Source organism: Streptomyces sp. A 4/2 (assembly GCF_940670765.1).
In the GTDB taxonomy this organism is placed as follows: domain Bacteria; phylum Actinomycetota; class Actinomycetes; order Streptomycetales; family Streptomycetaceae; genus Streptomyces.
In genome coordinates, this window is record NZ_CALNVW010000016.1 from 271,708 (window position 1) to 290,758 (window position 19,051).

Annotated in this window: 16 protein-coding genes; 9 read left to right on the forward strand and 7 right to left on the reverse strand. The window is 70.0% G+C overall.

From position 1 onward, the window contains the following. Nucleotides 1-481: 481 nt before the first annotated feature. A complete protein-coding gene (locus NBY69_RS10785; protein ID WP_250300384.1) occupies nt 482-2,956 on the forward strand; it encodes a glycoside hydrolase family 5 protein in 2,475 nt (824 codons plus the stop codon). Nucleotides 2,957-3,614: 658 nt separating this feature from the next. Beyond that, on the forward strand, nt 3,615-3,983 hold the full coding sequence (locus NBY69_RS10790; protein ID WP_250300386.1) for a VOC family protein: 369 nt from the start codon (nt 3,615-3,617) through the stop codon (nt 3,981-3,983). A 47-nt stretch (nt 3,984-4,030) separates the two neighbouring features. Here the strand turns inward: NBY69_RS10790 and NBY69_RS10795 are convergent, their stop codons facing one another. Beyond that, nucleotides 4,031-4,372: a transposase family protein gene (locus tag NBY69_RS10795; RefSeq protein WP_250300388.1), complete on the reverse strand. Its 342-nt coding sequence runs from the start codon at nt 4,370-4,372 to the stop codon at nt 4,031-4,033. A 651-nt stretch (nt 4,373-5,023) separates the two neighbouring features. On the opposite strand from NBY69_RS10795, the gene dhaK reads away from it, so the two are divergent. Genes dhaK through NBY69_RS10810 form a run of 3 tightly spaced genes read left to right on the forward strand, consistent with a single transcriptional unit; the run spans nt 5,024 to nt 7,071 of the window. Then, nucleotides 5,024-6,016: a dihydroxyacetone kinase subunit DhaK gene (gene dhaK, locus NBY69_RS10800; RefSeq protein ID WP_250300390.1), complete on the forward strand. Its 993-nt coding sequence runs from the start codon at nt 5,024-5,026 to the stop codon at nt 6,014-6,016. A 57-nt stretch (nt 6,017-6,073) separates the two neighbouring features. After that, nucleotides 6,074-6,670: a dihydroxyacetone kinase subunit DhaL gene (gene dhaL, locus NBY69_RS10805; protein ID WP_250300392.1), complete on the forward strand. Its 597-nt coding sequence runs from the start codon at nt 6,074-6,076 to the stop codon at nt 6,668-6,670. Beyond that, entirely contained in the window at nt 6,667-7,071 is a 405-nt protein-coding gene (locus NBY69_RS10810; RefSeq protein ID WP_250300394.1) for a PTS-dependent dihydroxyacetone kinase phosphotransferase subunit DhaM, read from the forward strand. Before dhaL ends, NBY69_RS10810 begins: the two co-directional genes overlap by 4 nt. Before the next feature lie 59 nt (nt 7,072-7,130). Here NBY69_RS10810 and NBY69_RS10815 read toward each other — a convergent pair whose 3' ends face one another. Next, nucleotides 7,131-7,751, reverse strand: a complete 621-nt coding sequence (locus NBY69_RS10815) for an LAETG motif-containing sortase-dependent surface protein (RefSeq protein ID WP_250300395.1) — start codon at nt 7,749-7,751, stop codon at nt 7,131-7,133. A gap of 504 nt (nt 7,752-8,255) precedes the next feature. On the opposite strand from NBY69_RS10815, the gene NBY69_RS10820 reads away from it, so the two are divergent. After that, nucleotides 8,256-9,164: a family 16 glycosylhydrolase gene (locus tag NBY69_RS10820; protein WP_250300397.1), complete on the forward strand. Its 909-nt coding sequence runs from the start codon at nt 8,256-8,258 to the stop codon at nt 9,162-9,164. Between the two features lie 123 nt (nt 9,165-9,287). On the opposite strand, the gene glsA is transcribed toward NBY69_RS10820, so the two are convergent. Next, nucleotides 9,288-10,598 (reverse strand): glutaminase A, encoded by a 1,311-nt coding sequence (glsA, locus tag NBY69_RS10825; RefSeq protein ID WP_250300398.1) that lies wholly within the window; start codon nt 10,596-10,598, stop codon nt 9,288-9,290. Nucleotides 10,599-10,695: 97 nt separating this feature from the next. Here glsA and NBY69_RS10830 point away from each other — a divergent pair, with 97 nt between their 5' ends. Further along, nucleotides 10,696-11,820 (forward strand): chemotaxis protein, encoded by a 1,125-nt coding sequence (locus NBY69_RS10830; protein ID WP_250300400.1) that lies wholly within the window; start codon nt 10,696-10,698, stop codon nt 11,818-11,820. Between the two features lie 14 nt (nt 11,821-11,834). Here the strand turns inward: NBY69_RS10830 and NBY69_RS10835 are convergent, their stop codons facing one another. After that, on the reverse strand, nt 11,835-12,344 hold the full coding sequence (locus tag NBY69_RS10835) for a DUF5709 domain-containing protein (protein WP_250300401.1): 510 nt from the start codon (nt 12,342-12,344) through the stop codon (nt 11,835-11,837). Beyond that, nucleotides 12,331-12,486 (reverse strand): hypothetical protein, encoded by a 156-nt coding sequence (locus NBY69_RS10840; RefSeq protein WP_250300403.1) that lies wholly within the window; start codon nt 12,484-12,486, stop codon nt 12,331-12,333. The genes NBY69_RS10835 and NBY69_RS10840 overlap by 14 nt, the downstream gene beginning before the upstream one ends. Nucleotides 12,487-12,729: 243 nt before the next feature. Between NBY69_RS10840 and rho the strand changes: the two genes are divergently transcribed. Continuing rightward, entirely contained in the window at nt 12,730-13,878 is a 1,149-nt protein-coding gene (gene rho / locus NBY69_RS10845) for a transcription termination factor Rho (protein ID WP_250300405.1), read from the forward strand. A 40-nt stretch (nt 13,879-13,918) separates the two neighbouring features. Here the strand turns inward: rho and pgm are convergent, their stop codons facing one another. Next, nucleotides 13,919-15,559 (reverse strand): phosphoglucomutase (alpha-D-glucose-1,6-bisphosphate-dependent), encoded by a 1,641-nt coding sequence (pgm, locus tag NBY69_RS10850; protein WP_250300407.1) that lies wholly within the window; start codon nt 15,557-15,559, stop codon nt 13,919-13,921. Nucleotides 15,560-15,747: 188 nt separating this feature from the next. After that, nucleotides 15,748-17,499, reverse strand: coding sequence for a glycosyl hydrolase family 18 protein (locus NBY69_RS10855; protein WP_250300409.1), 1,752 nt, complete (start codon nt 17,497-17,499; stop codon nt 15,748-15,750). A 310-nt stretch (nt 17,500-17,809) separates the two neighbouring features. Here NBY69_RS10855 and NBY69_RS10860 point away from each other — a divergent pair. After that, on the forward strand, nt 17,810-19,051 hold a 1,242-nt coding region (locus tag NBY69_RS10860), incomplete at its 3' end, for a carbohydrate binding domain-containing protein (RefSeq protein ID WP_250300410.1).

The window sequence follows — 19,051 nt, forward strand, 5'->3', positions numbered from 1 at the left end:
TGGCGAACGTGGCGACCAAACTCATCCGTGGGATGGGCAGCTTCTTCAAGACCTGCAGCTGTAAACGGCAGGGCGGATGCGCACACCCCTACGCCATCCGGTTCCGCAACGGAGCGGGGCGACAGTGCGAAGAGTCGGGTTGCCCGACGCAGGACGACGCGCTCGACCGCACCAGCCTGTCGACCCGATCCGGATCCCGATCGCGGTCACTTCGGACTCGCGTCCGCCCTGGGTACCGCGGCTCCCACCCGGCAGTGGGGCCACGCCCCACCGTCCTTACCGTCTTCACTGTCCTTACCGTCCTCACTGTCCTTGACGCGGCTGGTGGCGAACACCTCGTAGCGCCACCTGAGCGAACATCAGCATCCGGTGGCAAGGGGTCCCGCACACGCCGGGGCCCGGTCCAACCCGTCGGTAACTTAATCAACTCGTGATCAACACAGGCCGGTTGGCGCGCCCGACGGTGTCATACGATCGCCCGATGCCCCGTGCCAGGTACCAGGACCACACCGTGGCGGCAGCCACCGCCGTCTCGTTCACCGCACTGTGCCTCGTCGCCGCGTACGCGGATCCGACCGGCCTGTTCGCCCCGGTGGGCGCTCAGACGCTGCGCGCGGGGGCCGTGCACGGACTGTGGTCGCTGGCCGGATGGCTGGTGTTCCTGCCGGTCCTGGCCGCGGTGGCGTACGCGGGAACGCTGGCGACGGTACGCACCGCCGGGCCGGGCACCGGGCGCGGCCGGGTACTCCTCCGGGTCTGGGGGGTATGTGTCCTCGCGGGCGCCCTGGCCCGGTTCGGGCAGGCCGTTGCGGACACCGTGGGGGTCGCCGTGCACAGCGGCAGCACGGACTTCCTGCCGGTCGCCCTCTGGTCGGCGGGACTGGTGGCCGAGCGGACGGCGCTGCTCGGCTGGCTGCCGGCCCTGGTCGCGGTACTGGTGCTCCGGCGTGCGGCGCCGCCAGGAGAGCCGGCGGCCGGGCAGGACCTCCGGCCGATCGTCGCCCGGACCCTGCTGACCGCCCTGCCTGCCGGACTGCTGCTGCTCGGCGCCCTGGCCTCCTCCTCACCCGCCGCCTCGATATCCACGGGCCTGACCGCCCAGCTGCCGGCGATATCAGCCGTGTTGGTGACGGCGGTGGCGATCGCGCTGCAAGTGCGCAGCGAGCGGCGCTTCGCCCAGGCGCGGGGGACCGGACTCCTGGTCGGCGGCTGGGTCTGCGCGCTCGGTGCGGGCGCACTGGTCGGCGCGGTCGACGGACTCGTCGCAGCCGTGTCCGGCAGCGGCGACCTTGCGGCGATACCCATGGCAGGCCAGGCGGTCGGTGCGGGGCTCGCGCTCGGCCTGGCCTTCGGGTGGGCCCTCGCCCCGGCCGAGTTGCTCCTGCGCCGCCTGCCACAGATACGTACGAACCCACGAACAGGCCTGCCGCTGGTGGCGGTCCTGGTGCTGCTCGCCGTCGTCGCAGGGAATCTGCTGACCGCGGCGCCGGACCGCACCGCGACGGTGAGCGCCGCCGCACGGGCCACCGGGTCGCAGGAGTTGCCCGCACTGACGGTGCGGAGCCGGACGATCGTCGACACGAACGGCCGTCAGGTGCTGCTGCGCGGCGTGAACGTCAACCAGCTCAACGATTACGGCACGAACGGCCGGTCCGGAGCCAAGAGGGTGCTCCCGCTGACCGAGAACGACTTCCATCAGATGGCCGCCGCGGGCTTCGACGTCGTACGCCTCAACGTCAACTGGTCACGCCTGGAACCGACCCGTGGGCACTGGTCGCAGTCCTACCTCGCCCGCATCGAGCGGGCCGTCGCCTGGGCCGCCGAGTACGGCATGTACACCGACATCGACATGCACCAGGACGCCTACTCCCGCTACACGGCGGGCACAAAGAGCAGCGCGTGCGCGACACCACTGCCGGGCTTCGACGGCGCGCCCGCCTGGGCGACGCTCACCGACGGGCTCTCCCGCTGCCAGGGTCTCGACCGGGACACCACGTCCGCCGTCCAGCGCGCGGCGAGCAACTTCTACCACGACACCAACGGCATCCAGGGCCACCTCGTGGACACCCTCGCCCTGCTCGCGCGCACCTTCGCCGACAATCCGGCGGTGGCCGGATACGGCCTCTACAACGAGCCGGGGTTCGGTGACGACGCGAGCACCGACAGCTCGGTGCTGCTCGGCGCGTACTACGACCGGGCGCTGAAGGCGATCCGCGCGGCGGAGAACGCGACGCCGGGCGGCTTCCACCACCTGGCCTTCCTCGAACCCAGCGTGCTGTGGTCCGGGCTCGGCTTCGCCGCGACGCCGCTGCCGGGCTTCACCGACGACCCGTGGACGGTGTTCGCCCCGCACCTGTACAACGAGTCGATCACCATGGACCAGTCCCTCGGCATCACCCTCGTCTCCGTCGAACGGGGCTTCGCGCTGGCGGAGCGGCAGGCAAAGGCGTACGGGATGCCGATGTGGAGCGGCGAGTGGGGCTGGTTCCCGTTCACGGGCAAGCGCGCGCAGTCCCTGGCCGAGCGGTTCCAGGACGAGGCGGACGCGTACCGGATGGGTGGCGCCTTCTGGGTGTGGAAGCAGGCCTGCGGCAGCCCCGAGTCGAGCACCACGTCCCCGGCGGCCGGTAACTACGTCCAGCAGGACTGCGCCACCGGCGACACCCTGCCGCCCGCCGCCGGGGTCAAGGACCTGGTGGTACGGCCCTATCCGCGGGCCGTACCGGGGACCCTGGACGCGCTCTCCAGCTCGCGGCACACGCTGAAGTTCAGCGGCACGGCGGCGAAGGGCGCACGCTCGTGCACCCTCGACGTGTGGTTCCCCGGCTCGGCCGCGCCGAAGCTGTCCGTGCACGGCGTGACTGATGTGAAGTCGGCGCGCGAGCAAGGCGGTTGGCGGATCACGGGCTGCGCGAGAGGTTCGTACCGTGTCCAGGCACGAACCGGTGCACCCTAGTGACCTGAGTCAGAGACTCGTCGTCAGTCGGGCATGAGTCGTCCGGGTCCGAAGATTCCGCCGTTGTCGGTAACTGATGCCCAGCGGGCTGTGTTGGAGGGCTGGTTACGTCGCCGGACGACGGCCCAGGCTCTGGCCCAGCGGTCACGGATCGTGCTGGAGTGCGCTGAAGGCCACTCCATCATGGAGGTGTCCCCGCCGGCTGCGGATCACCCCGGACACGGTCCGCACCTGGCGACGCAGGTTCCTCGGGCGCGGCCTGGACGGCTTGTGCGACGACCCGCGGCCCGGCGTTCCCCCGGAAAATCACCGATGCCGCAATCACCATCTCGTTTGCCATGCAACGCTCTCCCCTGGCCGGTGCACCAACCCTGTCCAGTCGCATGAGGATCCCCGAGGGCCGTGCTATGCGATATCTGTCCCTCGGGCCTCTGTCGCAATGCACTGCCACTCGTTGCGGAGCCTGGCGGTGACACCTGAAACTCCGCCATCTTGAAGTAGCTGGTCAGCGGGGTGCCGTGACCTCGTTTCGAGGTGCTCGTGCTGGTCGTGGGCGGCAGTCCGTGCTGTCGATCGTCCGGCGCGGTGGTTTTTGCCGATGAGTTCACCGTCCTCCTACGGTCTACCCAGCGACACGACCGTTCTCGACAGGAGTGCCATGTCCACCATCCAGCCCGTGATCCTGACTGCCGACCAGGACGTTCTGCTCGGCTTCTACACGAAATTGTTCGGCGCCAAGGAGATCTTCCGGGTACCGGAGGAAGGCCCGTCCTTCTACCTCGGCCTGCGCATCGGCGACACCGACCTCGGGCTGGTGGCCAAGGCGGACCCCGAGACCGGGGCGGCGCCGCGGATCCTGCTCAGCATCGGTGTCGACGACGTCGACGAGACGCTCGCCCGGGTGGAGGCGCTCGGCGGCTCGGTCAGCGGAGGCCCCAACGACATGCCGTGGGGACAGCGCGTCGCCCACATCCAGGACCCCGACGGCAACCCGGTGAACCTCACTCAGCCGATCCCGGCCCGGTGACGCTTTTCCGGGGGCATGTGCTGATCGTGGGCTACCTGCGGCAGACATCAATTGCCGGTAGCGGCCTCGATGTTCGTCAGGACGAGCAGCGCGCGGAACAGGTGGGTGGCGAGGGCGGGGTCACTACGGAGCTGGGTGAGGATCCGCCAGTTCTTCAGGTGGGCAAAGCCGCGTTCGACGGGGACGCGTCCGGCGGCCAGGACCCAGTTGGCCTCCTTCTCGGCAGATGTGAGCCTGCGGGCGCGGGTGGCCTTGAAGCCAGTGACGACCACGGGATCGTCCCCGTCGTCGTCCAGGCCGAGGAAGCCCAGGTGGGCGGCCGGGGCGCCGAGGCCGGCAGCGCGCGGGTGGGCCCGCTTCCTCGTTGAGCCTGCCCGCGTGGAGGGCATTGGCCCAGATGCTGGCAGCGGTGGCCGTGCCGAAGAGGGTCCAAACGTAGAGCCGGGCGCGCAGGGGCGCGTCGCGGAGGACCAGGAGTGCCCGGATGCCGTAGGCGATGAACCCGTCGATCGGCGTTGTCACGCTGTTGGGTGTGTGGGTGTTTGACTGTGTGTCGAGGTGCGGTGGGGCCGGGCAGTGTGGCTGATGATGACGGAACAAGTCCTCGCATTCATCAGTTTCTCCTCTTCGCTTCCTCAACTGAACAGATGCGTCCGTTGATCCACCCGGAGCCAGGGATCCTTCCTTTACCCGGCTGAGCTCACGGCCGCATTCCGCCGTCTGGCCACGCCGCCCCGCCCGGCCAGCTGACTCGCTGCCCCGCCCACCTCGGTGGGATCACCTGCATCCGACCGATGGCACACTGGCGCGCGCCCGCACCCTGGCGTCGATAATTACGCCATGATGCACATCCGCAAAGGGCGCCACCCGCCAATCCCACTTGACGCTCCATCAGGAACCCGGCAAGGAGTCAGCATCAATACCGCGCGGAACCGCTTCGAGACGCCGTGAACCGCCCAGATCAATAATCTGCCCCACCCATCCTGACCTGTGAAAATCGTGCTCAACAACTTGCCTGCAAAGCTCACCAGGAGGTACCCGTGAGGATGCTCATCAACGTCCCGGAAACCGTCGTCGCGGATGCCCTGCGCGGCATGGCCGCCGCACACCCGGACCTCTCCGTCGATGTCGAGAACCGGTTGATCGTACGGCGCGACGCGCCCGTCGCCGGAAAAGTGGGGCTGGTCTCGGGGGGCGGATCCGGGCACGAGCCGTTGCACGGCGGGTTCGTCGGCCCCGGCATGCTTGCCGCCGCCTGTCCCGGTGAGGTGTTCACGTCGCCGGTTCCGGACCAGATGGTCCGGGCCGCCGCCGCGGTCGACAGCGGTGAGGGGGTGCTGTTCGTCGTGAAGAACTACACCGGCGATGTACTCAACTTCGACATGGCGGCCGAGCTGGCCGAGGACGAAGGCGTACGCATCGCGAAGGTGCTGGTCAACGACGACGTGGCGGTGGATGACAGCACGTTCACCGCCGGACGGCGCGGCACCGGTGCGACGCTCTTCGTGGAGAAGCTCGCGGGGGCCGCGGCGGAGGAGGGCGCGCCGCTGGAGCGGGTCGAGGCGATCGCCCGGCAGGTGAACGGCAGTGCGCGGTCCTTCGGTGTGGCCCTGAGTGCCTGCTCGACGCCCGCCAAGGGCGGTCCGACCTTCGATCTGCCGTCCGGCGAGCTGGAGTTGGGTGTCGGGATCCACGGCGAGCCCGGCCGCGAGCGGCGCCCGATGATGACATCGCGGGAGATCGCGGACTTCGCGGTGGACGCGGTTCTGGAGGATCTGCGGCCGAACGGCCCCGTGCTGGCCCTGGTGAACGGTATGGGGGCGACTCCCCTGCTGGAGCTGTACGGCTTCAATGCCGAGGTGCAGCGCGTGCTGACCGAGCGTGGTGTGGCCGTGGCTCGTACCCTCGTGGGGAACTACGTCACATCGCTCGACATGGCAGGCTGCTCGGTGACGCTCTGCCAGGTGGACGAGGAACTGCTGCGGTTGTGGGACGCGCCGGTGAGGACCGCCGCTCTGCGCTGGGGCTGCTGACCGTCCCGTCCACCGAACTCGTCCCGTCCACCGAACCGGACCCATCAGGGAGGCCCTGTGCTCGACGCCGAATTCTTCCGCCGCTGGATGTACACGACGGCCGAGGCGGTCGAAAGGGAGGCGGACCGGCTGACCGAACTGGACTCGGCCATCGGTGACGCCGACCACGGCAGCAATCTGCGGCGCGGCTTCACCGCGGTGACCGCCGTGCTGGAGAAGGAGGCCCCGGACACTCCGGGCGCGGTCCTGACCCTGGCCGGGCGGCAGCTGATCTCCACGGTCGGCGGTGCGTCGGGGCCGTTGTACGGCACGCTGCTGCGCCGTACGGGAAAGGCACTGGGCGACGACGCCACCGTCTCCCGGGAGCAGTTGGCCGAGGCCCTGGGTGCCGGTGTCGCGGCGGTGGGCCAGCTCGGTGGGTCCGCCGCCGGTGACAAGACGATGCTGGACGCACTCCTGCCGGCCGCCGAGGCTCTCGGGGAGTCGTTCGCGGCTGCCGGGGAAGCCGCCGACGCCGGGGCGCTCGCGACCGTACCGCTGCTGGCGCGCAAGGGGCGGGCGAGCTATCTGGGCGAGCGCAGCATCGGGCACCAGGATCCGGGGGCGACCTCGTCCGCGCTGCTGATCGGCGCGCTCGTGGCGGTGGCCGCATGAGTGCGCTCGTGGGAATCGTCCTCGTGTCGCACAGCGCGCCGGTCGCGGCTGCGGTCGCCGAGCTGGCGACGGGGCTGACCGGCGGGGCGACCACCGCTCCGGTGGCCGCGGCGGGTGGCACCCCGGACGGCGGGCTCGGTACCAGCTCGGAGCTGATCAGCACTGCCGCCGCGGCGGTCGACCGGGGGGCCGGTGTCGCGATCCTCGTCGACCTGGGCAGCGCGGTACTGACAGTGAAGGCGTTGCTGGCCGAGGGCGATGAACTCCCCGACGGCACCCGGCTGGTGGACGCACCGTTCCTGGAGGGCGCGGTGGCGGCCCTGGTCACCGCTTCGGCGGGTGGCGATCTCGACGCGGTGGAGGCCGCGGCGTCCGAGGCGTACGCGTACCACAAGGTCTGACCGACGTATCACGGAAGCTGCCGACGCCTCAGGCAGAGGCGTCGGCAGCTCACGGGGGATCAGCTCTGCGTGCTGCGGCGCTTGCGCGCGGCGAACATGATGCCGCCACCGGCGACGATCACCACAGCAGCCGCGCCCGCGATGAGCGGCGTGGAGCTGGAGGAACCGGTCTCGGCCAGGTCGGTCGGCTTACTCGCGCTCGGCGAGGGCACCGGCACCGCAGCCGACTCACTGGGGCTGGCGCTTGGGGTCACCGACTCGCTCGGAGTGGGGGCCGGCTTGCTCGGGGTGTCCGACGGGGTCGGGGTGACGGGCGGCTTCGGCGTGTCGCACACCGGCGCCGTCTTCGTCTCGTCCAGCGAGAACTGCTGGCTGTCGCCGGCCTTCACGACGAGGTGCACAGAGAGCTTCTCGGTGTGCTCGGCGAGCGGCAGCGTCTTGCTGAACGACGAGCCGAACTCCTGCGTGGGGAGAATGTCCTTCCCGTCCACGCTGACGGTCACCGTGTTGGTGACCTTGGCGTTGTACGCCTTCAGGTCGACAGTGACCTCGGAGCACGAGACAGACCACGCCGGAGCATGCGCCTGCGCCGGGACAGCACACAGACCGAGGCCGATCACACTGGTTGCCGCGGCTATGAAGGCCCCCCGGCGCCGCCACGATCTCTTGGATACGGTCACAAAAATCCTCCACACTTGCGGCACCGCCCGTTTGGCGGTGCGCGCGCAGGGTATCGCCCCGACACCCGCAGGTACATCGGCGCCCCACCCTTCACTCCGGTCTCCAACGCGCCCGCTCACCCGTCGGTTTGACGCCCCCTCCGCGCACGACCGGGGGCCGCTCCCCGGGCCATGTCCCGCCGGTGAATTCGCGTCCTCGCCCCGGGGCCCGGCAGATGACACCTACAGGTCGACACGGACGTCCCATTTCAAGTCCTGAACACACGACCATGACACAACACCCTTTTCGTTTTGGTCCGTTCAGACATGAATTCAGCTTTCCGGTGGGTGGTACAGACCAAGGCCTTGACAGCAAGTTGGTTCACTTCTTAAATCTCGAAGTGAAGTACGGCGCACCCCCCACCCCGGTCGTCGCACATGGGCGACCCCGCTGCGCATGTCTGTCATACCTGTGTCAAACATGCCCGTTCAGTGCACGGCATCCGTGCACCGGAAGGGAGAGTCATGGACTCCCCACGACTGGCACGGCGACTTCTTGTCGCCACCGCCTCAGCCCTGCTCCTCGCCCCGGTCCTCACCGCCACGGCGAGCGCGGACCAGACACCCGCGGCGAAGGCCGCCACGACGACGTTCTCCGACACCTTCGACGGGTCCGCGGGCTCCGCGGTCGACTCCGGAAAGTGGCAGATCGAGACCGGCGACAACGTCGACAACCACGAGCGCGAGTACTACACACCCGGCAGCGACAACGCCGCCCTCGACGGGCAGGGCCATCTCGTCATCACGGCCCGCAAGGAGAACCCGCACAACTACCAGTGCTGGTACGGAACATGTGAGTACACCTCGGCCCGGCTGAACACCTCGGGCAAGTTCTCGTCCACGTACGGACATGTCGAGGCCCGGATGAAGATCCCGAAGGGACAGGGCATGTGGCCCGCGTTCTGGATGCTCGGGAGCGACATCGGGCAGGTCGGCTGGCCCAACTGCGGTGAGATCGACGTCATGGAGAACGTCGGCTTCGAGCCGTCGACCGTGCACGGCACCATCCACGGCCCCGGCTACTCCGGATCGAACGGCATCGGCGCCCCCTACACGCTCCCCGGCGGGCAGGTGTTCTCCAACGACTTCCACACCTTCGCCGTCGACTGGGCCCCCGATTCCATCACCTGGTCCGTGGACGGCAACGTCTACCAGAAACGCACACCGGCCGATGTCAGTGGCAAGCAGTGGGTGTTCAACAAGCCCTTCTACCTGATCCTCAACCTCGCGGTCGGTGGATACTGGCCGGGCGACCCCGACGGCAGCACCGCCTTCCCGCAGCAGCTGGTCGTCGACGAGGTCAAGGTCACCACCGGCAACAGCGCACTGCCGACCGGGCAGGCCGCCAAGAAGGTTGCCCCGCACGGCGGTTGAACCGGCGCACCGGGCGGTACGGCAGTTCCGGGATCCCGCCGGGCGGGGCCGCGCGACCACGCGGCCCCGCCCGGCGGGCCGGCGTCATCCGTAAGGCCGGACCCGGGCCGTCACCCGCACCGCTCATGTACGCCCGGTCCCGCCCACACCGGCGCTCCCGTTCTCGCACCAGTCGACGGCCTCCTCGCGGGACGGGAACCTCCGCCAGGGCGTCAGCGCCGCGCCGGCGGTCGCGCGCGGCTCGACCACGACGGCGACCCGGTGCCCTTCCTCCTCCAGCCGGGCGAGCGCGGTCGCCACCATCGTCGCGCCCGAGGTGTCCATGCTCGTGACGTCCAGCAGATCGAGGACCACCCAGCCACCGTCCTGCGGGGTGACGTCCGACAGACCGTGCAGGAGCCGTTCGGCGGCGGTGAAGTCCAGCGCTCCCTGCGCGGCCACCAGGCCCTGCCGCACGCCCCGGTCGGCTTCCGTGACGGTGGGGGCGCTGCGCGTCGGATGACGCATCATGTGGAGGCCGAACCGCTCGGACAGCTCCCGCAGCGCCGCGACACCGCGTACCGGGGTGCCGCTGGCGTCGAGCGGCGGGCTGTGCACCGCGACGCCGAACCGGGCGGGGCTCACCGCGATCAGGCCGCCGGACACCCCGCTCTTCGCGGGCAGCCCGACCCGCAGCAGCCATGCGCCGGAGGCGTCGTACATCCCGCACGACGCCATCACCGCGAGTACCTGGCAGGCCACCGTCTCGGACACCACCGTCTCTCCGGTCACCGGGTTGACACCGCCGTTGGCCAGGGTCGCCGCCATCACGGCGAGGTCTCCGGTGGTGACCCGTACCGCGCACTGCCGGAAGTAGGTGTCCACGACGGAGGGCGCGCCGGGCAGTGCGCCGGCGCTGCTCATCAGATAGGCCAGCGCGCGGTTGCGGTCGCCGGTCTCCGCCTCGGAGCGGTGGACGGCCTCGTCGACGTCGAGGCCGCGTCCCGCGAAGCGGCTCAGGCAGTCCAGGATGCGCTCGAACCGCTCCTCGCAGGTGGCACCCGGCACCAATGCCGTAGTGGCGATGGCCCCGGCGTTGATCATCGCGTTGTCCGGCCGTCCCGTGTCCGGCTCCAGGCTGATGGCGTTGTACCCCTCGCCGCTCGGTTCGGTGCCCACCCAGCGGGTCACTTCCTCCAGGCCGAACTCCGAGAGGACCAGCGCGTAGACGAACGGCTTGGACACCGACTGGACGGTGAACGGCATCTCCGCGTCGCCCGCCTGGTACCGGTGTCCGTCCATGCTCACCAGGGAGAGCCCGAAGGTGTCCGGGTCCGCCAGGGCCAGCTGCGGGATGTAGTCGGCGACCGCTCCGTCGTCCAGTGCGCCGAGCCGCTCGTACAGCTCCACCAGGGATTCGGTCACCACATCGAGCACGGGCCCGTCCGTCGCCATTCCTCATGCTAAGCACGGATCGGAGCGGGTCGCGTCCGGATGCAGCCGTGCGGCGGCTGATGGATTGTGAAGGAGGACAAAGACCAGAAAGGGAGTCATGGAAACCAACGCTCTGACGCCTGCGCTGTTGCAGACCCTGCGCAAGAAGCAGCCCCATCCGGTGGTGTCCGTGAGTATGCCCACCCACCGGCGCGAACCCGACAACGCCCAGGACTCGGTGCGTCTGCGCAATCTCATGACGGAGGCCGGGCGCCGGATCGACGCCGACGAATCCGTGTCGCGGCAGGTGCGCGTGGGGCTGAAGGCCCAGTTGGACCGGGCGCTCGCCGAAGTCGACCTGCGGTACTCCCTGGACGGTCTGGTGATCTTCGCCGGTACGGACGAGTACCAGATCTGGGTGCTGGAAAGGGCGGTGCCCGAGCGGGTGGTGGTGAGCGACAGCTATCTGACCAGGAACCTGGTCGCCGCCAGGGCGCAGGCCAGGCCCTACTGGGTGCTCGCCGTCGCGGCGACCCGCGCCACGCTCTGGCACGGGTCGGGCGAGACCGTGCGCGAGCACACCGGCAACACCTTCCCCGTCACCCCGGACGAACTGCAGAACGACCCTCAGCGCGAGGAGCGGGTGGGCGATGTGGCCAGTACGTTCCAGGACGAGGAGACCCGGCGGTTCCTGCGTGAGGTGGACACCGCGCTCGGCGCGATCCTCACCGCGGTGCCCCGGCCGCTCTACGTGGTGGGTCTGGCGCCCGCACTGAGCCTGCTGGAGGACGTGGGGACCGCCACCCGCAACGCCGCGGGCAAGGTGCTCACCGGCGGCATGGTGAACGGTCCGGCCTACGAACTCCACAAGGAACTCGAACCCAGCCTGGCGGAATTCCAGCGGCGGACCGCGGAAAGGACCGCTGACCGGCTCGACGCCGCACGCGGCAGGCGGACCTTCGCCGCGGGTCTCGACGAGGTGTGGGAGGCGGTACGGGAGGGGCGCGCCGCCTTCGTGGCCGTAGAGGAGGGCTTCCAGCAGACCGTCCGGGTGAAGGAGGGGCACCTCGCCCCCGCGGACCCGGCGGAACACGAGTCACAGGCACCCGACGACGGGATCGTCCGGGAGGACATCGTCGACGAACTCGTCGAACTGGCCCTGGACAGCGGCGCCGAAGTCGCTTTCGTCCCTGACGGCACACTCGCCGACCACCAGCACATCGCGGCCGAACTCCGTTACTGAGCAGCAGTTCCGGGCTACCGGCGCGGGCTGCCCGCCTGCTCGCGGTGCGCGAGGCCGCCGTCCGCGTCGGGAACGACGTGTACGGCGGCCTCCTCGGCCGAGGCGGCACCGCCGTCGATGCCGACGTCCTCCGCCAGCATGTCCTTCTCCGCTTCCTCGTGCGCCCCTTCGTCGGGGGCGACCAGACGGCCCGCACGGCCGGCGCCGACCTCGTCGTCCAGCGCCTCGCCGTCGCTGTCCGACGAGTCACCGATGCCGTCGCCGTGCGGAGCCCGCAGCATCGCCGGGTCGGGCAGCTCCTCCGCGAGACGCTCGTCCAGCGTCTCGCCCTCGTGCTGCTCCTCCGCCGTGGTACCCACGTGATCGACACCCAGTGGCCGCTCCGGCGGCGACCAGCCCTCGTCGTACGGGTCCGACGCGCGACCGGTCAGCGTGTCCTCACGGTCGAGGATGCCCGTGTCCTCGGTGACTTCGCTGCCGTCCGGCTGGTAGACGTCGTCCCCCCTGGCGTCATGTGCTCGCATCGCCACGGTGTCCTCCTTCGTACGGCTCGTGGTGCGCCTGCTCGCAGATCGAGGCGGGGACACCCCACACCTCCCAGTATGCCGAGCCCACGCCACAGCCGCCCTCGGCGTGCACCGCACCCGATGTGTGGTACGGTGCCATCAGCACTTGTGTACGCCGCATTCTCGTACATCACATTCATGTACACCACGTTCCCAGCAGTCCGTGGTCGGCGCCGGTGCAGTTTCTCCTCTCCCGCTGTTGCGCCTGTCTCTTCGTGAGCGGCGATCCAGCCTCCGAGTACCACACTTCCCTTCCCGGCCCCGGGCTCCTCCGCCCGGCACGGGGCGTGATCACACCGCCCCGCCAGGCCCCCTGTTCGCCATGTCCGCGAAAGGACCCCTCATGACCAGCACACTCGAACGCCCCCCTGTACCCCAGCACTTGGCCGTCCCGGCCGCCGGCGTTCTCGACCTCACCGACCGCAGGCACGGCCTGTTGCGCACCCAGCGGACAGCGGGCTCCCGCCCCTCCCCCGACGACGTACAGGTGTCCGCCGCGCAGATCCGCCAATTCGGCCTGCGTGCGGGCGACTTCGTCGAAGGAAGCTGCGAGCGTCCCGGTTCGCCCGCCCGCGTGGAGCGGGTCAACGGCCGGCCGCCCGAGGCCCTGCGCGGCCGGCCGCACTTCCGCGACCTGACCCCGCTCCATCCCCGGGAGCGGCTGCGTCTCGAAACCGCGGGCGGCAGCGCCACGACCCGCCTCGTCGATCTGATCACGCCGGTCGGCAAGGGGCAGCGCGGGCTGATCGTCGCGCCGCCCAGGACCGGCAAGACCGTGCTGCTCCAGCAGCTCGCCGCCGCCGTCGCGGCCAACCACCCCGAGTGCCATCTGATGGTGGTCCTGCTCGACGAACGCCCCGAGGAGGTCACCGACATGCGCCGCTCCGTACGGGGCGAGGTGCTCGCCTCGACCTTCGACCGGCCGCCGAAGGAGCACATCGCGCTCGCCGAACTCGCGGTGGAGCGGGCCAAGCGCCTGGTCGAGCAGGGCAAGGACGTCGTCATCCTGCTGGACTCCCTCACCCGGCTCTGCCGGGCGCACAACAACGCGGCCCCCGCCGGCGGCCGTACGCTCTCGGGCGGTGTCGATGCCTCCGCCGTACAGGGCCCCAAGCGCCTCTTCGGAGCGGCGCGTCTCGCCGAGGAGGGCGGCTCGCTCACCATCCTCGCGACCGCGCTGGTCGACACGGGATCGCGCGCCGACGACTACTTCTTCGAGGAGCTCAAGAGCACCGGCAACATGGAGCTCAAGCTGGACCGCGCACTGGCCGACAGCAGGATCTTCCCGGCCGTCGACATCTCCCCGTCCGGCACCCGGCGCGAGGAACTGCTCGTCCCCGACGCCGAGTTGACGGCGGTACGGGGGCTGCGCAGGGCGCTCCGGTCCAGGGACGGCCGGTCGGCGCTGGAGGCGCTGCTGGACAGGATCCGGAAGACGCCGGACAACGCGGCCTTCCTGCGGCAGATCCAGCAGACCGTCCCCGGCGCCTGACGGCCGCCCCGACGGGAGTACGGGCAGGGCCCGTTCGCCGTCAGCCCGCGAGCGCCGCCGAGACGACCGCCTTGGCCTCCTCCTGGACCCGGCCGAGATGGTCCGCCCCCAGGAATGACTCGCCGTAGATCTTGTACACGTCCTCGGTGCCGGAGGGACGGGCCGCGAACCAGGCGTTCTCGGTGGTCACCTTGATGCCGCCGATGGGCGCACCGTTGCCGGGTGCCTCGGTGAGTACAGCGGTCACCGGCTCCCCGGCGAGTGTGTCCGCGGTGATCTGTTCGGGCGAGAGCCTGGCCAGCACCGCCTTCTCCGCGCGTGTCGCGGGGGCGTCGATCCGGGCGTAGGCGGGCGCCCCGAAACGGTCGGTGAGCGCGGTGTAGTGCTCGGACGGGGTCTTCCCGGTGACCGCGAGGATCTCGGAGGCGAGCAGCGCCAGGATGATGCCGTCCTTGTCGGTGGTCCACACCGAGCCGTCCCGGCGCAGGAACGAGGCCCCTGCCGACTCCTCGCCACCGAAGCCCAGCGAGCCGTCGACCAGACCGTCCACGAACCACTTGAAACCGACCGGCACTTCGACCAGTTCACGTCCCAGGTCGGCGGCGACCCGGTCGATCATCCCCGACGACACCAGCGTCTTGCCGACGCCGGCGGCGGCAGGCCACTGCTCGCGATGGGTGTAGAGGTAGGAAATGGCCGCGGCCAGATAGTGGTTGGGGTTCATCAGTCCGGCGTCCGGGGTGACGATGCCGTGCCGGTCGGCGTCGGCGTCGTTGCCGGTGGCGATCCCGTACTCGTGGCGCCGCTCGATCAGGGAGGCCATCGCCCAGGGCGACGAGCAGTCCATCCGGATCCTGCCGTCCCAGTCCAGCGTCATGAACCGCCAGGTGGGATCGGCCAGCGGGTTGACCACCGTCAGATCGATCCGGTGCTGCTCGGCGATCCGGCCCCAGTACGCGACCGAGGCACCGCCCAGCGGATCGGCGCCGATCCTGATCCCCGCGGCCCGTACCGCGTCCAGGTCGAGCACCGCGGGGAGGTCCCCCACGTAGCTGCCGAGGAAGTCGTACCGCCCGGTGGTGGGCGCGGCCAGCGCGCGGGTGTACGGGATCCGGTGCACGTCCTTGAGGCCGGCGGCGATGATCTCGTTGGCCCGGTCCTGGATCCAGCCGGTCGCGTCGGAGCCCGCCGGTCCGCCGCTGGGCGGGTTGTACTTGAACCCGCCGTCGCCGGGCGGGTTGTGCGAGGGCGTGACCACCACGCCGTCGGCGAGTGCCGAGGTGCGGCCACGGTTGTACGTGAGGATGGCGTGCGACACGGCCGGGGTCGGGGTGTACCCGTCGGCGGTGTCGATGAGCACGGTCACCCCGTTGGCGGCGAACACCTCGATGGCGGTCACCCGGGCGGGCTCGGAGAGCGCATGGGTGTCGGCGCCGAGGAAGAGCGGACCGTCGGTGCCCTGGCCGGCCCGGTACTCACAGATCGCCTGGCTGGTCGCGGCGATGTGGTCCTCGTTGAACGCGGTGGCGAAGGAGGAACCCCGGTGTCCCGACGTTCCGAACGCCACGCGTTGCGCCGGCTCGTCCGGGTCCGGGTGCAGCGCGTAGTACGCGGTCACCAGCCGGGCGACATCGGTGAGATCCTCCGGCCGCGCCTGCTGTCCCGCTCTTTCGTGCGGCATCTGCCCACTCCTCCACATCGGTCGTCGGTCTCAGTTTGTCAGCTCATCCTCCAGGCTCGCCGACGTGTTCGACGGGTGCCCCGCCGCTGGGGTGGCCCGACCGGTGCCGGGGCGTCGCACGCGCGCGACGTCGCGGCACCGGTCGGGCCGGTTGCCGGCTCAGTTCGGGGCGGGCCCCGGGTCGCGGCTCACGACACCGAGAGGTCGTCGCCGTAGACGGAACCCTGTCCGTACCAGCCGTGCAGATACACGGTGACCGAACCCGACGCGTCCGTGGTGAACGGGACCGACAGCTTCGACCAGCCGCTGGAGCTGGTCCAGGCACTGCCGGTCGCCCCGCCCCGTACGCCCAGGTAGGCGTAGTCGCCCTGGACCCAACCGCTCAGCGTGTAGGCCTTGTTGGGTGCGAGGGTGAGGGTCTGCGCGCACTCGCCGAGCTGGGAGGCGGAGGGGGCCGTCTTCACCGCGTGGGTGCCGCCGTGCGCCGGGGTGGCGACCACCGAGGCGCCGCTCTCACAGGTCCACGGTGACAGCGAACCGCTCTCGAAGTCGCCGTTCACCAGCGATCCGGTGCTGCCGCCGGGCCCGGACACGGTCAGCGTGAAGGTGCTGGAGTGGCTGACCGAGCCCGCGGTGCCGGTGATCGTGATCGGGTACGTACCGGGTGCGGCCGTCGCCGAGGCACTGACCGTGAGCTTCGACGTGCCGCCCGCGGTGACCGATGCGGGGCTGAGCGCCGCCGTCACCCCGGCAGGTGCGCCGGTGGCCTTCAGCGTCACGGACTGCGCGGCGCCGGAGGTGACCGCGGTGCTCACGGTCGAGGTGGTCGTCCCGCCCGGGTCCACGGACGCCGAGCCGGGCGCCGCGGAGAGCGAGAAGTCGTCGGTCGCCGGAGCGCCGCCGCCGGTGAAGGGCTCGAAGGTGTGGCTGAAGTACCACGGGTCCTGCGCGATGCCCGAGCAGGTGTCCGAGCCGCCCGTGCCGGGACAGCCGCCGTTGTCACGCTGGAGCGCCCAGAAGGACAGGGTGTTGATCCCCTTGGACGTGGCCCAGTTGTAGACGGAGGTGGCGTCGGCCGTGGTGAAGGTCTCGGCGGCGCCGAAGTCGTCGATGCCCGGCATCTCGATGACGCCGATCATCCCCCAGAGCTGTGCCGCGGTCTTCGTCGGGTAGAGCGAGGCCAGCTGCCCCTCCAGTCCGGTGGTCGCGGTCTGGGTGTCGGTCGCCATGTTGTGCGAAGCGTTGTCGTAGTAGTCGAACGTCATGAGGTTGACGACATCGACCTTGGCGCCGTAGGTGTTCGCGCTCTTCAGTACGGCGAGTCCGCTGCTCGCGAGCCCGCTCGTGGTGGTGGGCAGGGTGTAGGAGATCTGGACCGTACGGCCGTTGGCGGCGGCCCAGTCCTGCACCTTCTTGATCGCCTGGTTACGGCGGTCGATGCCCGCCTTGTTGGTCAGCGAGTTGTCCTCGATGTCCATGTCCAGGCGGGACACGTCGTAGGTGGTGATGACCTTCTCGTACGCCGCGGCGATGGAATCCACATCGGTGCAGCTGTCGGCTATCTCGGTGCTGCCGTTGTCCGCCGCGTAGCCGCCGAAGGACGGGATCACATCGCCGCCGCGCGACCGCATGGTGGTGATGTCCGAGCCGTACACCGAGGAGGAGACGGGCTGGCCGGTGTCGCCGTTCCAGTACGGGGTGCAGGAGCCGCGCGCCTCGGTCTGGAGGAAGGCCATGGTCAGGTACTTGGCGCCGGACTGCTGTGACAGGTCCGCGAGGCTGTCGCCGTTGTACGCCTCGAAGTACGGGGCGAAGACGTGGGCGGGCAGGGGGGTCGCGGCAGCGTGCGCCGCGCCGCCGCCCAGCACGACCATGCCCGCGGATGCCACGGCGGTCGCCAGGGTGGTCAGCAGGGCGCGTGCAGATCTCTTACGTCTCATGGGGGCTCCCAGTAGGTGGGACAACGGACGGATCGGGCCCATGATTGGTCTGGACCATAAGCGCGTCAAGGGTCCAGGCCACTTCATTTCGGAGTGTTTGCCTTGCGACACCGTTCGCCACGCGCTCGATTGACGGTCCATCAGGTTCGAGGAAAGGCCCCGCTCGGCCTCCCCCGCGTCACCATTCCCGGACCCGGGGTGCCCGGAGTATTGACAACCCTATTGGTCTGGACCACCTTTTAGCTCCAGCGGTGGCCACCGTCCGAGCAGCTCCACTTCCGACACCCGACCTCACCCCCGGAGGCCCCTCGTGGACCGTGCACCACTCGCCCGAAGATCCTGGCTCGGCGGCGCGCTGGCCGTCATCGCAGCCGCCGCCCTGTCGGTCGCCGGTCTGACCGGCACCGCGCAGGCCGCTGACATCGACGTCGCCAAGAACGGGGGTTTCGAGTCCGGCCTGTCCAACTGGACCTGTTCCGCAGGGAGCGGGGCCGTCGTTTCCTCGCCCGTGCACAGCGGGAGCGCGGCACTCCAGGCCACTCCGTCCGGGCAGGACACCGCGCAGTGCACGCAGACCGTGGCCGTGCAGCCCAATTCGACGTACACACTGAGCAGTTGGGTGCAGGGCAGCTACGTCTACCTCGGCGCGAGCGGTACCGGTACCACCGACGTCTCCACCTGGACGCCCGGCGCGTCCTCGTGGAGCCAGCTGTCCACCAGCTTCAGGACCGGCGCGTCGACCACGTCCGTCACGGTCTACACCCACGGCTGGTACGGACAGCCGGCCTACTACGCGGACGACCTCACCGTGCTCGGTCCGGACGGCGGCGGGGGCGGCGATCCCACACCGACGGTCCCGGCCGCGCCCGGCGGGCTGCAGGTCGGGTCCGTCACCAAGTCCTCGGTGGATCTCTCCTGGAGCCCGTCGTCCGGTGCGACCGGCTACAACGTCTACCGGGACGGGTCCAAGATCCAGTCGTCGACCGGCGCCTCGGCCACGGTGTCCGGGCTGTCGGCCAGCACCTCGTACCAGTTCCAGGTCACGGCGACCAACTCCGCGGGCGAGTCCGCGAAGTCCGCGGCCGTCACCGGGCAGACCTCCGCGGACAGCGGCGGCGGGACCGGCGGGGGTTCCGTACCCAAGCACGCGGTGACGGGCTACTGGCAGAACTTCAACAACGGCGCGGCCGTCCAGAAGCTCAGCGACGTACCCGCCGACTACGACATCATCGCGGTCGCCTTCGCCGACGCGACCTCCACACCCGGCGCCGTCTCCTTCACCCTGGACTCGGCCGGACTCGGCGGCTACACCACCGACCAGTTCAAAGCCGACATCAAGGCAAAACAGGCCGCGGGCAAATCCGTCATCATCTCCATCGGCGGCCAGAACGGCACCATCTCGGTCGCCGACTCCACCTCGGCCACCAACTTCGCCAACTCCGTGTACACACTGATGCAGGAGTACGGCTTCAACGGCGTCGACATCGACCTGGAGAACGGCGTCAACTCCACCTACATGTCACAGGCGCTGAAGTCCCTCTCGGCAAAGGCC

Coding starts and splice junctions, on each gene's coding strand:
- NBY69_RS10785 (WP_250300384.1), top strand. CDS start 482: ATGCCCCGTGCCAGGTACCAGGACCACACCGTGGCGGCAGCCACCGCC.
- NBY69_RS10820 (WP_250300397.1), top strand. CDS start 8,256: ATGGACTCCCCACGACTGGCACGGCGACTTCTTGTCGCCACCGCCTCA.
- NBY69_RS10835 (WP_250300401.1), bottom strand. CDS start 12,344: ATGCGAGCACATGACGCCAGGGGGGACGACGTCTACCAGCCGGACGGC.
- NBY69_RS10795 (WP_250300388.1), bottom strand. CDS start 4,372: ATGCCCTCCACGCGGGCAGGCTCAACGAGGAAGCGGGCCCACCCGCGC.
- NBY69_RS10840 (WP_250300403.1), bottom strand. CDS start 12,486: ATGGCACCGTACCACACATCGGGTGCGGTGCACGCCGAGGGCGGCTGT.
- glsA (WP_250300398.1), bottom strand. CDS start 10,598: ATGGCGACGGACGGGCCCGTGCTCGATGTGGTGACCGAATCCCTGGTG.
- rho (WP_250300405.1), top strand. CDS start 12,730: ATGACCAGCACACTCGAACGCCCCCCTGTACCCCAGCACTTGGCCGTC.
- NBY69_RS10790 (WP_250300386.1), top strand. CDS start 3,615: ATGTCCACCATCCAGCCCGTGATCCTGACTGCCGACCAGGACGTTCTG.
- pgm (WP_250300407.1), bottom strand. CDS start 15,559: ATGCCGCACGAAAGAGCGGGACAGCAGGCGCGGCCGGAGGATCTCACC.
- NBY69_RS10830 (WP_250300400.1), top strand. CDS start 10,696: ATGGAAACCAACGCTCTGACGCCTGCGCTGTTGCAGACCCTGCGCAAG.
- NBY69_RS10855 (WP_250300409.1), bottom strand. CDS start 17,499: ATGAGACGTAAGAGATCTGCACGCGCCCTGCTGACCACCCTGGCGACC.
- NBY69_RS10810 (WP_250300394.1), top strand. CDS start 6,667: ATGAGTGCGCTCGTGGGAATCGTCCTCGTGTCGCACAGCGCGCCGGTC.